The sequence below is a fragment of the Rhizobium sp. NPDC090275 genome, assembly GCF_044772225.1.
Taxonomy (GTDB): domain Bacteria; phylum Pseudomonadota; class Alphaproteobacteria; order Rhizobiales; family Rhizobiaceae; genus Rhizobium.
On sequence record NZ_JBIVYL010000004.1, the window covers coordinates 86,068 to 100,756 of the forward strand.

Annotated in this window: 16 protein-coding genes; 7 read left to right on the forward strand and 9 right to left on the reverse strand. The window is 61.3% G+C overall.

The window, feature by feature from the left end:
- Positions 1-25 precede the first annotated feature (25 nt).
- The gene (locus ACIQUB_RS11765) at positions 26-1,069 is read right to left on the reverse strand and encodes an SMP-30/gluconolactonase/LRE family protein (RefSeq protein ID WP_402929612.1); all 1,044 of its coding nucleotides are present in this window, start codon (positions 1,067-1,069) and stop codon (positions 26-28) included.
- A 449-nt stretch (positions 1,070-1,518) separates the two neighbouring features.
- Between ACIQUB_RS11765 and ACIQUB_RS11770 the strand changes: the two genes are divergently transcribed.
- Positions 1,519-3,462, forward strand: coding sequence for a methyl-accepting chemotaxis protein (locus ACIQUB_RS11770; protein WP_402929614.1), 1,944 nt, complete (start codon positions 1,519-1,521; stop codon positions 3,460-3,462).
- A gap of 134 nt (positions 3,463-3,596) precedes the next feature.
- On the opposite strand, the gene ACIQUB_RS11775 is transcribed toward ACIQUB_RS11770, so the two are convergent.
- Positions 3,597-3,806, reverse strand: coding sequence for a hypothetical protein (locus ACIQUB_RS11775; protein ID WP_113238697.1), 210 nt, complete (start codon positions 3,804-3,806; stop codon positions 3,597-3,599).
- Between the two features lie 131 nt (positions 3,807-3,937).
- On the opposite strand from ACIQUB_RS11775, the gene ACIQUB_RS11780 reads away from it, so the two are divergent.
- Positions 3,938-4,561, forward strand: coding sequence for a TetR/AcrR family transcriptional regulator (locus ACIQUB_RS11780; RefSeq protein WP_402929617.1), 624 nt, complete (start codon positions 3,938-3,940; stop codon positions 4,559-4,561).
- Positions 4,562-4,640: 79 nt separating this feature from the next.
- Positions 4,641-4,829, forward strand: a complete 189-nt coding sequence (locus ACIQUB_RS11785; RefSeq protein WP_047505429.1) for a hypothetical protein — start codon at positions 4,641-4,643, stop codon at positions 4,827-4,829.
- 6 nt (positions 4,830-4,835) lie between these two features.
- On the opposite strand, the gene ACIQUB_RS11790 is transcribed toward ACIQUB_RS11785, so the two are convergent.
- Both ACIQUB_RS11790 and ACIQUB_RS11795 read right to left on the reverse strand, forming a co-directional pair.
- Positions 4,836-5,273: a DUF1810 domain-containing protein gene (locus ACIQUB_RS11790; protein WP_402929619.1), complete on the reverse strand. Its 438-nt coding sequence runs from the start codon at positions 5,271-5,273 to the stop codon at positions 4,836-4,838.
- 64 nt (positions 5,274-5,337) lie between these two features.
- Positions 5,338-5,649 carry a hypothetical protein gene (locus tag ACIQUB_RS11795; RefSeq protein ID WP_402929621.1) on the reverse strand — a complete coding sequence of 104 codons (312 nt, stop codon included), beginning with the start codon at positions 5,647-5,649 and terminating at the stop codon, positions 5,338-5,340.
- Positions 5,650-5,872: 223 nt separating this feature from the next.
- Here ACIQUB_RS11795 and ACIQUB_RS11800 point away from each other — a divergent pair, with 223 nt between their 5' ends.
- Genes ACIQUB_RS11800 through ACIQUB_RS11810 form a run of 3 tightly spaced genes read left to right on the forward strand, consistent with a single transcriptional unit; the run spans position 5,873 to position 8,976 of the window.
- A complete protein-coding gene (locus ACIQUB_RS11800; protein ID WP_402929623.1) occupies positions 5,873-7,246 on the forward strand; it encodes an amidase in 1,374 nt (457 codons plus the stop codon).
- A gap of 52 nt (positions 7,247-7,298) precedes the next feature.
- The gene (locus tag ACIQUB_RS11805) at positions 7,299-8,159 is read left to right on the forward strand and encodes a sugar phosphate isomerase/epimerase family protein (RefSeq protein ID WP_402929625.1); all 861 of its coding nucleotides are present in this window, start codon (positions 7,299-7,301) and stop codon (positions 8,157-8,159) included.
- A gap of 19 nt (positions 8,160-8,178) precedes the next feature.
- On the forward strand, positions 8,179-8,976 hold the full coding sequence (locus ACIQUB_RS11810) for an HpcH/HpaI aldolase/citrate lyase family protein (protein ID WP_402929627.1): 798 nt from the start codon (positions 8,179-8,181) through the stop codon (positions 8,974-8,976).
- Between the two features lies 1 nt (position 8,977).
- Here ACIQUB_RS11810 and ACIQUB_RS11815 read toward each other — a convergent pair whose 3' ends face one another.
- The 5 genes from ACIQUB_RS11815 to ACIQUB_RS11835 all read right to left on the reverse strand — a co-directional run bounded on the left by ACIQUB_RS11815 (position 8,978) and on the right by ACIQUB_RS11835 (position 13,120).
- Complete coding sequence (locus tag ACIQUB_RS11815) at positions 8,978-9,652, reverse strand: spermidine synthase (protein ID WP_402929629.1); 675 nt, start codon at positions 9,650-9,652, stop codon at positions 8,978-8,980.
- Between the two features lie 92 nt (positions 9,653-9,744).
- A complete protein-coding gene (locus ACIQUB_RS11820) occupies positions 9,745-10,035 on the reverse strand; it encodes a hypothetical protein (RefSeq protein ID WP_402929631.1) in 291 nt (96 codons plus the stop codon).
- A 90-nt stretch (positions 10,036-10,125) separates the two neighbouring features.
- Entirely contained in the window at positions 10,126-10,767 is a 642-nt protein-coding gene (locus ACIQUB_RS11825) for a ThuA domain-containing protein (RefSeq protein ID WP_112435405.1), read from the reverse strand.
- Between the two features lie 19 nt (positions 10,768-10,786).
- Positions 10,787-11,887 (reverse strand): Gfo/Idh/MocA family protein, encoded by a 1,101-nt coding sequence (locus ACIQUB_RS11830; protein ID WP_402929634.1) that lies wholly within the window; start codon positions 11,885-11,887, stop codon positions 10,787-10,789.
- A 33-nt stretch (positions 11,888-11,920) separates the two neighbouring features.
- Entirely contained in the window at positions 11,921-13,120 is a 1,200-nt protein-coding gene (locus tag ACIQUB_RS11835) for an ROK family transcriptional regulator (protein ID WP_047504979.1), read from the reverse strand.
- Positions 13,121-13,330: 210 nt separating this feature from the next.
- Here ACIQUB_RS11835 and ACIQUB_RS11840 point away from each other — a divergent pair, with 210 nt between their 5' ends.
- Entirely contained in the window at positions 13,331-14,641 is a 1,311-nt protein-coding gene (locus tag ACIQUB_RS11840) for an extracellular solute-binding protein (RefSeq protein ID WP_402929637.1), read from the forward strand.
- Positions 14,642-14,689 lie beyond the last annotated feature (48 nt).

Here is a 14,689-nt window from a genome sequence, read left to right on the forward strand (position 1 = left end):
ACTTCGCGGCGGCTCGATTCTTTAATCAGACGGCGCCACGCGTCTCGACATAGAGCGCATAGACCGAATGGCTGGACGCCATGTACAGGCGGTTTTTCTTCGGACCGCCGAAGCACAGGTTCGGGCAGCGTTCCGGCAGCTTGATGAAGCCGATCGTCTTGCCGGCCTTGTTGAAGATCTTCACGCCATTGAGGTCTTCCGGCTTGGCGCCGGCCGCACCCGAAGAGCCCCAGCCGCACCACAAATTGCCGTCGACATCGACGCGGAAGCCATCGAGGCCGCCATTGTCGTCGGCAGTGATCAGTGCCTTCTTGTTGGACAACGAGAAACCGTCCTTGCCGACGTCGTAGGACCAGATGACGCGATAGGGCTGTGCGCGGCCTTCGACGATATAGAGCTTCTTCTCGTCTTCCGAGAAAGCGAGGCCGTTCGGACCCTTCAGCTCGTCGGTGACGAGGTTCAGCTTTCCATCAGGCGAGATGCGATAGACGGAATGCGGCAGTTCCGGTTCGGCCTTGTCGCCTTCCCATTCGCCGGCGATGCCGAAGGGCGGGTCAGTAAACCAGATCGAGCCGTCCGACTTGCAGACGATGTCGTTCGGAGAGTTGAGCTTCTTGCCCTTATAATTGTCGGCCAGAACCGTGATCGAGCCGTCATATTCAGTGCGGGTAACGCGGCGCGTCAGGTGCTCGCACGACAAGAGCCGGCCCTGCATGTCGCGGGCGTGACCGTTCGAATAGTTCGAATTCGGGTTGAAGACGCTCCAGGTCTCGTTCGTCTCGTCATATTTCATGACCCGGTTGTTCGGCACGTCACTAACCAGCAGATAACGGCCGTCGCCAAACCAGACGGGGCCTTCCAGCCAGCGGGCGCCGGTGGCGACCTGTTCCAAAGACGAGCTCCCGACGCGATATTTGGCAAAGCTCGGGTCGAGAACCTGGATGGCTGGATCCGGATAGATCGGCGACGGGGTGAAGCCGATCGACTGTGCGGCTGCGACCTTCGGCAGAACGGCGCCCGCCAGCGCGGCTCCTGATATGGCAATGACGTTGCGGCGTGTGTAAACCACTAAGCATCCTCAATATGATTTGTGTCAAAAGGACCCACGGGCTCGCGGGCTGCGATCAAAATCGTGATCACGCGCTCATGTATGTTGACCTATACGTGTGCCGCAATGACACTTTTAGGTCATTCAGCCGACTGGTTAATCAGCCGTGACCAGAACGCCGTAAACAACATGACAGAAAATTAGCCAGCATATATATATGCTTATGCTTTCACACAAACATGCTTTGATAAAACGCATCTCTACTGCCGATTCTATTCGCGTGGCTTCACGAGGTCAGATTTTTTTAAGGATAAGCGCCTAGGTTGAAGCCACAATATCGGGGCAGTTCCCTCGATGTTTTGCGCATGATGCGTTGTCCCACCGTTTTCTGATGTCATTTTTCTTGCGATCGAGGTGCCCTCGTCCGCAGGCGGCCCGATGCCATTTCACCAAGATTTCCAAGGTGCCTCATGTTGAAAAACCTGAAGATAAAAACCAAATTCCTTATTGCCATTGCCATGCTTGGCCTCGTCTCCATGGCAGGCTTGCTGTATCTCACCGACAAATTCAGCGCGGCTAATCAGCAGTATACCGGCTTCCTCCAGAACGAGAGCCAGGCGGCAACCTTCAGCGCGCGCGCAGCAGCCGGCATCTGGACATCGACGACATGGCTCAGCCGTGCCGTCGCGCAAGAACCCGGTTCCCCCGCCTTCGATAACATCTCGAAGCGTTTCGCCACCGAATTCGGCGGAGCTCGCCAGCGCCTCGCGCAGGTGTCTGAACTGGTCCCCAGCCGCAAGAGCGCGATCGACGAACTGCTGGTCGGTGCAGACGCCCTGAAATCGCTTGGCGATCAGCTTCTTGCCGCGCGCGCTGCCGGCAATACGGCTGAAACGCAGGCGCTTTCCACAAAGCTTGATGACATGATCGTCGGGCTGTCGCCTAAGTTCGGCGCGAATAACAAGGCCATGGCTGACTTGCTTGAGCAGGGCGGTAGCCGGCTGTCCGCTTCCGTTTCTTCTACTATCTTCTACACGCTTGTCGGCCTTACCCTCGGTGTCATCGCGGCAATCGCTTTTGCCATGGTCATCGCTCAGAAGGGTGTGACGGCACCGATGGCGAAGCTTCGCCAGCGTATGGAAACGCTTGCTTCCGGCGAGACCGGCGAAGAAGTTCATGGGCTGGATCGCCGGGACGAAATCGGCCAGATGGCTGCCGCCGTTGCCGTGTTCCGGACCAATGCGATCGACCGCCTGCGCATCGAGCAGCAAGCAGAAGCCACCCGTTCGATGAGTGAGAGCGAGCGTCTCGAGCGCGAAGCCGAGAAGGCCAATGAGGCGGCCAATCTGCATCGCGCGGTCAAGGCCCTTGGCGGCGCTCTGGGCAACCTCGCCGATGGCGACCTGAATTGCCAGATCGATACACCATTTACTGGCGACCTCGACACCCTTCGCCAGGACTTCAACGCCGCGGTCGCCAAGCTGCACAATGCGCTGCAGGCCGTTGGCGCCAATGCAAGCGCCATCAGCGCCGGCTCGAGCCAGATCCGCGCTTCCGCCGACGACCTCTCCAAGCGCACGGAGCAGCAGGCAGCCTCCGTTGAGGAAACCGCTGCCGCGCTGGAGCAGATCACCACGACGGTCAAGGATGCCGCCGGCCGTGCAAGCGACGCCAGCCAGCTTGTTGCCAAGACGCGTGAAGCAGCCGAACGCTCCGGCGAGGTCGTTCGCAATGCCGTAACCGCGATGCACTTGATCGAGCAGTCTTCGAACGAGATCAGCAACATCATCGGCGTGATCGACGATATCGCGTTCCAGACCAACCTTCTCGCGCTCAATGCCGGCGTCGAAGCCGCCCGTGCCGGTGAGGCGGGCAAGGGTTTTGCCGTCGTCGCACAGGAAGTGCGCGAACTGGCACAGCGCTCGGCGCGCGCGGCCAAGGAAATCAAGGCACTGATCACCGCCTCCGGTTCGCAGGTCGAGTCCGGTGTGGAGTTGGTTGGCGAAGCCGGCAAGGCGCTGGATGCAATCGTCGCCGAAGTGCAGGAGATCAACCGCCATGTTCACGCGATCGCTGAAGCCTCGCGCGAACAGTCGATCGGCCTGCAGGAGATTAACACGGCCGTGAACACCATGGACGAAGGCACGCAGAAGAACGCCGCCATGGTCGAGGAAACGACCGCGGCGAGCCACAGCCTGGCACATGAGGCGATGGCGCTGTCGCAGCTGATGTCCCAGTTCAAGCTGGATGGCGCCGTTGCCAACCAGGCGCGGCCGAGCTTCGCCAAGCCTGCGGCGACGACCGCCAACCACGGCCCCGTCGCCTCGCCGGCACGGCAGCTGGGCCAGAAGTTGACCAATGCGTTTCGCGGAAACGCCGCGCTCAAGCAAGAGCCGGAATGGTCTGAATTCTGAGCTAGGTCACTTAGGAAACGGAGCCCAGAAGGCTCCGTTTTTTATTTGAGTACAACGCGCGACCATTGATCGCCACAAACAAAAAAGCCGCCGCCAATGTGGCGACGGCTTTCGGGGCAGGGAAGCCCAAGACGTTAGCAATAGCTGCAGACAGCGGCCGGATTGCTCTTGATGACGTCGATGAATTTCTTGACCGGGTTGGTGCGCTGTTCGCGTTTCACCGCCGCAGTCTCCAGAAGTCGCTTGAAATCTTCAAGCTTCACGCCATCGGCGCGCATCACCATGGCGATCAGGGGGTCGCGAAGGGCTTCGGATATCGTCAGGTCGTCTCTGGTCTTTCTCATGGCTCAGTCCTCCTTTCGTGGGCGGTCGCCCGTGTTCCACTTCGGCCGCGCTGCCCTATCGGCAATTGACTTCCGCGAAAAGTGGTGTTACCGGTAAGTAACAATGCATTTGTTACCGATCGGTCACATGGATGTCAAGGACATTGTCCGCAGAAAAATCAAAAACTTCGACAGCTCTTCTGCCTGCAGGCACCGATGAAAAGATCCCTCCCCGGGAACGCATCGTCTCGACCGCGGCGGAGCTTTTCCGTGAGCACGGGATCCGTGGCATCGGCGTCGATGCCATCGCCGAAGGCGCTCTCACCAACAAGATGACGCTCTACCGCCACTTCGGATCGAAGGACGAACTGGTGTGCGAAACCCTGCGCCGCGCCTCCGAGAAGGCCGAGGCGATCTGGCGCGAGTTGGAAGCCACGCACCCCGACGATGCCCGCGCCCAGCTGCTTGCCTGGATCGAGCTCAGGACGCAGAGCCTGTGCGGCGATCAGGTCGGTTGCGATCTCGCGAACGCCGCGATCGAGCTCAAGGGTGAAGGGCACCCGGCCTATAGCGTCATCGAACGCCACAAGGCGGAGCAACGCGACAGGCTCGAAGCGCTCTGTCTCGCCGCCGGCGTGCGTGAACCGCAGCTGCTGGCAGACACACTGACCCTGCTTCTGGAAGGCGCCCGCGTCACCCGTCAATCGATGGGCAAGGACAACTGTTGCGGCCACTTCTCCAAGGCGTGCAACGCCGCTGTCGCGGCGTTCGCCTGAGCGCCGGTTCTGGCAATTTGGAACTTTCGTGAGCGAAGCTCGTTTTCAACCAGATGTGGAAACACGGTTCAGCGGGAAGATGAACTACATTTATCTCCATCGCCTGTATGCCAAACGGGCGGAGCTTGAAGCCAAGCTTGAACTCTATGATGCGCGCGATTGCTTCGGTGACGAGGACGTCAACGACGGTACTGATCGTGAGTTGCGTTCTCGGATCGAGGAAATCTCGGCTGAAATCGATACGCTCGAACATTCCCGCGTTGGATAACACCCGCTAGCTGATGGCATCGAGCAGTTCGATCGTGCGATGGTCGAACGCTCCGTCATAGAAATGGTCTATCACCTGATGGAAAGGTGACCCGTGGTCGCTGACCGCCGCAAACAGCGTCATCGACGATCGCAGCTTGTGATCATCGGGAGAACCAAAGATCTCATGCCCGGATTTTCCATTTATCGACAATACTGCGTCGACGCAGCGCACAAGGCGAGCGCCGAGAATGGGATCGGCCAGATAGGCCGAGGTTTCGCCGGCCGAGCGGATGGCATATTTCTCTGCCATTGAGGACGAGCCGAGACCGGCCATCTGCGGAAAGATGAACCACATCCAATGCGAGCGCTTGCGGCCATTCCTGAGCTCTGCCAGCGCGCGATCATAGACACCGTTTTGAGCTTCGATAAAGCGATCGAGATCGTAGTCGATATCACCGGACATGATGCCCTCCCCCGACTAGATCTATGTCACGATCGCCGTTTCTCCAGTTTAAGCCGACAAGTGCTCAGCAGGACTTGTCGGGATAGGGGCTATGCTCCCGGCAAAAATCGAGTGACGGGCCCGAATCTGAGATCGCTCCGACAGGGGCGAGATCGACGGCCGATGCCGTCGAGGTGTTCATATGCGCGACATACCCCGCCGCGCCAAGAACCAGCAGGGCTCCAACGATCATAAACCGCTCCGACATCGATGGCCGGCTGGTTGCCTTGATGTGTTCCACGTATTCGCGTTCGCCCATACCGTTCAACTCTTCGTCCGTTGCATGATGATGGACCGTGTCGCCGCGAGGGGCGCTCCAGCTGTCTACATCTCTCATTGTCTTGCTCCTGAAATCCGCGCGAGGTGCCTACAACATCCCTCGACCCGTGGCGTCTTTCGCGCATTCCCGATATGTGGTGGCAACCGCCACGGTTGAAGGCCGGATACACAAACTCAGTGTTCATAAAATCGAACCAATCGGTTTGATCTGGCTTCAAGGGCTTGGCACTTCGAGGAAATTCGGCTTAGGTCGGGTACCAATTCAGACCACGGACACTGACATGACGAAATCATTTGGGGCGATGTCGATCGCGCAACTTTCCGTTCTCATCCAGAATGGCGCCGCCGATCCGGTCGGGGTTACCGAGGCGGTGCTTGAAGGCATCGAGGCGCATCCAGATCAGGCGATCTTCACCGAACTGCTGGCCGACCGCGCGCTTGAAGAGGCCAAGGCGTCCTCGGCACGGCTCAAGGCTGGCCGGTCGCGCGGGTTGCTTGAGGGCATTCCCGTTGCCTGGAAGGACCTGTTCGACATCAAGGGGCGCGCGACGACGGCCGGCTCCAAGGTCCTGCGGGACGCCCCCGTGTCAGTGGACGATGCAGCGGTCGTGAACGCTCTAGCCCAGGCCGGCATGATCGCCGTTGGCTGCACCAACATGAGCGAATTCGCCTTCTCGGGCCTCGGCATCAACCCACATTACGGCACGCCGCACAATCCGCGCGGCAAGGATGAGCCACGTATTCCCGGCGGTTCCTCTTCAGGCGCTGGTGCCGCGGTGGCCGCGGGCCTCGTTCCTGTGGCGATCGGCACCGACACCGGCGGTTCGGTCCGAATCCCCGCCGCCTTCAATGGCGTCGTCGGCTACAAGGCAACACGCGGCCGCTACCCTATGGGCGGGGTCTTTCCGCTGGCGCGAAGCCTGGATTCACTCGGCCCCCTTTGTCGCACAGTGCAGGACGCGATCTGGGTCGACGCGGCCATGCGTGGCCTGACCGCCGCTCCCGCCATCACCCCAAGTTCGCTTCGGGAACTGGATGTGGTCATTCCTGATAATGTCGTGTTCGATGGCGCCGAGGCCGGCGTCGTCGCAGCTTTCGAGCAAGGCGTGGAGTGGCTGATCGCGGAAGGTGCTTCGGTCACCCGCGTCACCATCCCGGCCTTCGACGAGATTCTCGCCCTCATGGGCAAGTACGGCAGCCTGGTGACCGCGGAAGCCTTCGCGCTTCATCGCGAACGCCTCGCCGGGCCGGAGGCCGATCAGATGGACCGCCGCGTCGTGCAGCGCACCCGCCTTGGCCAGACGATCACCATGCCCGACTACATCGCCATTATCGAAGCCCGCGAGCGGCTGATCGCGGAGGTCAACCGGATGGTCGGCGATAGCATCATTGCTTACCCGTCCGTCGCCCATATCGCGCCACCGATCGCCGCGCTGGAAGCAAACGACGATCTTTTCTTTGCGACCAATGGCAAGACATTGCGCAACACCATGCTCGGCAATTTCCTTGATTGGTGCGGCGTGTCGATCCCCTGCGGGACAGGCGATGCGGATATGCCGGTCGGCCTGCTGCTTTCGGCAACCGCCGGCCGCGACGAGGCGCTGCTTGCCGCCAGCCTTTCGGCGGAAGCTGTGATCACGGGAGATTCCGTTTGAAATTCCAAGACGTTGCTGCCTAGATAGGGTGGGAACGAGGAGGAGGAATGGAATGATCGAGGATATCGAGAGCGGACGGTTCGCCGTCTCCACGTGGTCGCTGCACCGGGCGCTGGGGACGGTCTATCCCTATAGCCCCGATCCGGCCAAGAGCGCGGCGCCACAAGAGCCTTACGGCCCCGGCAGCGTCGGACTGCTCGACGTTCCACGCCAGCTTGCAGATCGCGGCATCCACAGGCTGGAGATCTGCTCCTTCCATCTGCCGAGCCTCGACGCGGACTATCTGCGGCGGCTGCGCGCTGCGCTCGATCAATCCGGCGTCCTGCTTCAGACCTTGCTGGTCGAGGATGGCGACCCGAGCAACCCCGAGACGGCCGAGCGCGATATCCGCTGGATCGCCGGCTGGATCGAGATCGCAACGGCGCTTGGCGCGAGAAACATGCGCGTGATCGCTGGAAAGCAGCAGCCGAGCGACGAGAACCTCGCCCGTTCATCGGGACATCTCTCATGGCTGGCGGAGCAGGCAGAGGAGAGCGGTATCCGTGTCGTCACCGAAAACTGGTTCGACCTCCTGCCGTCGCCGCGAGAAATGAACTGGCTGCTTGACGATCTCGCCGGAAAGGTCGGCCTCAACGGCGATCTCGGCAACTGGTCGGCGCCGGACAAATATGCCGGTCTGGCGGACATCATGCGCCGCGCCGAAATCTGCCACGCCAAGGCGAACTACACCGCATCGGGCATGGACACCCAGGACTACGGCAAGTGCCTGGAAGCCTGCCGACAGGCGGGATATGCCGGTCCCTACACGCTGATCTACGATTCGCCCTTCTTCCCCGACGAATGGGACGGCATCCTTCTTCAGAAGGCCTTTATCGAGCAATTCCATCAAGATGAGCAGCGCGCCACGGGCTGAGCTGCGGAAGGAGACTGGCATGCCTGGTTCAACTGCGATCAACGACTTTTCGAAACGCCTCAGGTCGGGCGAAAGCGGTGGTCTGATTTCAGCCTGGATCGGCATACCCGATCCGCTCTTCGTCAATCATCTCTCGCAGGAAGCCTTTGACGCCGTCGTGCTCGATATGCAGCACGGCGTCTGGGACATGGTATCCGTTGCCAACGGCATTGGGCAGGGCAGGCTCGCCGGCAAGCCAGTGATGGCGCGTATTCCCGTCGGCGACTTCTCGACAGCCTCGCGGCTGCTCGATGCCGGCGCGTCCGGAATTATCGCGCCGATGATCAATTCGGTTGCGGATGCGCATGCCCTAGTCAAGGCGACCAAGTACCCGCCGCTCGGCGAGCGCAGCTGGGGACCGACGCTGGCGATGAACCATACGGGCCTAGCGGCCACGACCTACCTGGCGACGGCGAATATGGAGACTGTCGCGATCGCCATGATCGAGACCCGGGCAGCGCTCGATGCCGCCGACGACATTCTGGGCGTTGACGGCATCGACGGCATCTTTATTGGCCCATCCGACCTTTCCATCGCGCTCTCGAACGGCGCGCAGCTGGCGCCCGACACGGCTGAAATGGATGTTGTGCTCAAGCAACTGCTCGACCGTTGCCGCGCGCATGGCAAGTTCGCCTGCATCTTCGGCAGCAATGGCGAGCGCGCCGGGCAACTGCTGAAGATGGGCTTTGATCTCGTTATCGCGGGCGCCGACACGCAACAGCTTCGCGCGGGCGCCGCGAACGCCATCGCCGTGGCGCGCAAAGGCCAGGCCGGCTGAGTTACTTCTTCTGTGCCAGCCAGATGACGTGGCGCGCGCCGCCACGTTTTCCGTTGGCGCGCGAATTGACGGCCTCGACCGCAAAGCCGCTGTCGCGCACGCGGCGCGTGAAGCTGGCGTCGGGGCCGGATGACCAGACGGCCAGCACGCCACCGGGACGCAGCGCCTCGCGGGCGGCCTTCAGCCCGGCGAAATCATAGAGCCCATCGTTCGATTGACGGGTCAGCCCATCCGGCCCGTTGTCGACATCAAGCAGGATAGCGTCGAATTTTGCCCGGCTCGCGCGAATGAGCTCGGACACATCCCCCTGATGAATGCCGACGCGAGGGTCATCGAGGCATCCCTTGAACACTTCCGCCATTGGCCCCCTCGCCCAGCTGACGACGGCAGGCACCAGTTCCGCGACGACAACGGTGGCATCGTTTGGCACGACGGCCAGTGCCGCGCGCAGCGTGAAACCCATGCCGAGACCGCCGATGAGGATGCTCGGACGCGGCCGGCCCTTGAGCTTGTCGTAGGAGAGCGTCGCAAGCGCCTCCTCGGAGCCGGAGAGGCGGCTGTTCATCAACTCGTTCGATCCGAGCATGATCGAGAATTCGCTGCCGCGCTGCTTCAGGCGCAGTTCGCCGGCCTCGCCGGGAATTTGAGCGGAATCGAGCTGGATCCAGGGCAGCATGTCTTAGGCCTCGCGTTGAGCCGCCCCACTAGCACAAAAGATCGCGCCGATGAAACGCAAACACGAGGCTGAAAGTCAGACACCCGATCGGATCACTGTCCGTTTATGCAGGCCGGATTGGTGGACTTGTGGTTGGCCGCATTGCGCTGATTGGGCGGGCAGCGTGTCCACTGGACCGGGGCAGTGCCTGCGGTGCTTCCAGTCTCGAAGGAATCGAGGGGAATGGAAAGGCCGCCGCTCGGCTGCTCGTCCTTCGGACCGGTGCCCAGCGGCGCGGAACCATCAAAGCGGCCGCTGCTGTCCATGCCCATGTTCATCTGCGCGAATGCGCTGCCGGCAAAGCCCATGATGACGATTGAGGTGACTGCGAGAAGCTTGCGCATGCTGGAAACTCCTTCACGTTGAATACCATGAAGAAATAGCGCGCGGCCGGATAGTTTCCAACCGCGTGCTACTACCTATTTCGCGCGAGTTCAGCGCGCCGCCCAGTTGGCGCCCCGGCGGAAGATGGTGCGCATTTCCGGCACGGAAAACTCCTTGGCCTGATGCCCGAGCGAGGAATAGAAGACGCGTCCCTTTCCGTACTTCCGCTTCCAGGCAACCGGCATCACCACGCCGTCGATCCAATAGGCGTGATCGCCGGTAAAGGTCGTCGTCGCCAGCACCTCGTTGGAGGGGTCGACATGCATGTAATATTGCTCCGACGTGTAGTCGAAATCGGAAATGCCTTCCATGACCGGGTCGTCCGGCCGGGTAATATTGACCCTGTAGTCGATGATATTGCCGGGGTGCGCGACCCACTGGCCGCCGACGATGAACTGGTATTCCACGCATTCGCGGAAGCTGTCGCCGGCTCCGCCATGATAGCCGGCCAGACCAACACCGCCTTCGATTGCCGCCGCAAGGTTCTTGATCTCTTCCTTTTCGATCTTCGACATGGTCACGATCGGCACGACGAGCGAAAGGTCGTGAACGGAAGGGTCGGCGAAAGCCTCGGTGGTATGCTCGACATAGACCTTGAAGCCGTCTTCCTCGAGTATGTCCTTGACGATGGCGGCGCATTCCTGCGGCTCGTGGCCGCTCCATCCGCCCCAAACGATCAGTGCTTCACGCATTAAACTTCCTCCTCAATAATTACTTGCCCAGACGCCCGTCGACGAGGGATTCCGAGATCGGCGCCGGCCTCTCGGTCTGCGTTGATATCGCCACGGTGCGGCCGGTGTCCGATGCGGCCTGGAACGCTTCCATGACCTCCAGCACGTGCAGCGCCAGGCTGCCATTTGCGCGATGCGGACGATTCTCACGGATCGCATAAGCGAGATCGGCGACACCGATCGATCGGTAGTTTCCATCGGCATAGGGCGCGGTCAGCGGCTGGCTCTCGAACGAGCCGCCCTTTCTGAGAAGCTCGACCTCACCGCCGAAGTGATTGGGATCTGGCACGATCAGCGTTCCCTCGGTCCCGTAGACCTCGAGCGGTACGTGCTTGTGGCCCGCGACGTCGAAGCTCATGCCGATCTGCACGACGGCACCGTTGGCAAAGGCCATCAGACCGGACACATGGGTAGGCACATGCACGGGGATATGCTCGCCGTTCCGCGGCTCGCTGGTGATGACGCGCTCCTTGCGCGGCGTGACGGCAAAGCCTGCCACCTGCGCCACGGGCCCGAACAGATTGACCAGATCAGTAATATAGTACGGGCCCATGTCCAGCATCGGCCCGCCGCCAACCTCGTAGTAGAAGGCGGGATTGGGGTGCCAGCGCTCGTGGCCGGGGCACATGAAGGTGGCCGTGCCGCCCACCGGCTGGCCGATCACGCCCTGATCGATCAGCGCCCGCGCCGTCTGGTGCCCGCCGCCGAGGAAAGTGTCGGGTGCCGCACCGATGCGCAGGCCCTTCGCCTTAGCGGCTTCGGCCAGCTGCTTGCCTTCGGCGAAGTTGATGCCGAGCGGCTTTTCCGAATAGGTGTGCTTGCCGGCGGCAAGCGCCTGCAGACCGACGGCGACATGCGCCTTCGGAATGGTCAGATTGACGATGATCTCGATCGAGGGATCGGCGAAGAGTTCGTCGACGCCTCTGGCCGGCACGTTGAACTCGGCCGCCTTTGCTTGCGCGAGCTCACTGTTGAGATCCGCCACGCCCCTGATATCGAGAATGGGGAAAGACGCCATGGCCTTCAGGTACGCGCCCGATATGTTGCCGCATCCGATGATGCCTATGCCGACTTTATCCATGATTTCCTCCCATAGATTTTGGTTCTGAAAGCGTCAGAGCGCCGGGCCCGTGGTGTTCCACGGCGACTCGTAAAGTTCGTAGAGGGCGACGGCCGCAGCCCCTTGTGCCCAGAAGTCGTCGCTGGAATCGTCGAAGACGAGTTCCGCGACACCCTTGAGCGAGGGTGGAATGGCCAGCGCGTAGGCATTACGCAGGCTCTCCAGGAACGGTTCGCCAAGCGCCAGGCTGGAGCCCACGAGGATCACGCGCGGCGGCGCGAAGATCGTCACGATATTGGCAACCGCGACGCCGACGGCCTCCCCCGCCCGGATCGCCGCGCTGATCAGCGCATTATCTTCGGCCTTGATCAATGCCTGGGCATGCGCCATGCCGCGCCCGAGCCGGATCGCCTCGGCAAATCTCCCGCCGGCCGGCTGCTCGCCCAGAATTTCGCTTTCGCCCGCCTGGCTCGACAGCCGCACGATGCCGCGCGGGCCCATGCCAAGCACGAGATCGCCGAGATTGTGGCTGAGGCCGCCGGCGCCGCGAAACAGCTGGTTGCCGTGGAGTACGCCGAGCCCAAGCGTCTGCTCCAGCGAGATCAGCACCATGTCTTCCAGGTCGCGCGCCTTGCCGAACCAGTGATGCGCCAGTGTGATGGCATGCGCATCGCTTTCGACGATCGTCGAGGTGTTCAGCCGCGCGGTCATCTCGGCAGCGAAATCGACATTCACGTCTCGAAAGATCGGGCTGCTGCGAATATGGCCGGTTCGATGCTCGATCACACCCGGAAGGCTGAGGCAGACGGTGTCGACATCTTCAAGCGACAGGCCGGCATCGACGACGCAGCGCCGCACGCCATCCTCGACGAGATCGGCGATGACTGCGATCGGCTGGCGATCGATCCGGATCGGCAGGGTGAGGTTCGAGAGCACGTCGCCGCGAAAATCGGTGACGACGAAGACCATGCGGCTGGCTGCGATCTTGGCGCCCACGACACGCGCCGCATCCGGATTGAGCTCCAGCATGACGCGTGGCCGGCCGCGCGCCGCTTCGTTGCGGATATCGCCTTCGTGGCGCGGCAGGATGAGGCCATCATCCAGTAGCGAGGCAGTGATGGCCGACACCGTGGTGGTCGACAGCTGCGTGCGCTCACTGATCTCGACGCGCGCGATCGGCCCATGCCGGCGAACCGTGTCGAGCACGTTCAGGCGATTGATCGCGCGCATCAATTCCGGGTCTGCGGTCTTCATCTATTCGTGCACGGCTCTTCTGGCGACCGCCGAAGCAGGTCGTTATTTTTGTCGGATTGCGAATTAAATAACGTGGGGATTCAGTCTTCTGTCAAGGCAAATCTGTCAAATTCAACCAAGGGAGTTGACATTCCGGCAAAGCTGCCGATCATTTAATCCGCATAAGGGACAAAATTGTAGAGGACGATTTTCCCTTGAGGAGGAGACCTTATGTTCAATCATCAAAGGGCGAAAGCCCTGTTCAATAGTCGTGCCTTTGTCCGCTCGACCGCGACCGCACTCGCGCTTCTGATCGCCGCCGGCACTGCCGCTGCCGACACGACAATCAAGTGGATGCATCTTGAAGTCGATCCGACCTATCTCGGCATCTGGCAGCAGATCGTCAAGAATTACGAAGCAGAGCATCCGGGCACGAAAATCGAGATGCAGTTTCTTGAAAACGAAGCCTTCAAGGCGAAGCTGCCGACGCTTCTGCAGTCGAGCGATGCGCCTGATCTCTTCTACAGCTGGGGTGGCGGCGTCCTGAAACAGCAGCTGGCGACGGGTGCCCTGCTTGATCTCAGCGAGGCGATGAATGCCAAGGATGGCGCGTGGGTGAAGACCTACAACCCGGCTTCCGTCAAGGGCCTGAGCTATGATGGCAAGATCGGCGCTGTCCCCTATGCAGTCGGCACCGTATCGTTCTTCTACAACAAGGAATTGTTTGCAAAAGCCGGCGTCGATGCGACCACGATCAAGACCTGGGACGACTATCTCGCCGCGGTCAAGAAGATCAAGGATGCCGGCATCGTGCCGATCGCCGGCGGTGGCGGCGAGAAGTGGCCGATCCACTTCTACTGGAGCTATCTGGTCATGCGTGATGGCGGCCAGAAGGTCTTCGATGCCGCCAAGAATGGCCAGGGCGAAGGCTTCAACGATCCGGCGATGATCAAGGCCGGCGAGCAGCTCGCCGAGCTTGGCAAGCTCGAGCCCTTCCAGCCCGGCTACCTCGGGGCCACATGGCCGCAAACGCTCGGCGTCTTTGGCGACGGCAAGGCGGCGATGATCCTCGGCTTCCAGAACACTGAAGCGAACCAGCGCACGCATGCCGGCGACCAGAAGGGTCTGAGCCCCGACAATATCGGTCGCTTCGCCTTCCCCGCCGTTACAGGCGGCGCCGGTGCCGTCACCGATACGCTCGGCGGTCTGAACGGTTGGGCCGTCACCAAGAAGGCGCCGCCGGAAACGCTCGACTTCCTTGCCTACCTTACCAATGCCGAGAACGAGCGGACCATGGCCAAGGCCGGCATGATCATTCCGGTTGCGGTTGGCGCCGAAGATGGCGTGACCAACCCGCTGCTGCATGAATCGGCCGAACAGCTGGCGCATTCCACATGGCACCAGAACTTCTTCGACCAGGACCTCGGCCCCTCGGTCGGTCGCGTCGTCAACGACGTGTCGGTCGCCATCGTCTCCGGACAGATGACGCCGGCCGATGGCGCACAGCAGATCCAGGACGCCTTCGAGCAGGATCAGTTCTGATCAAGACCATCGCGGCGCGGGACATACTCCGCGCCGCACTTTGATGTC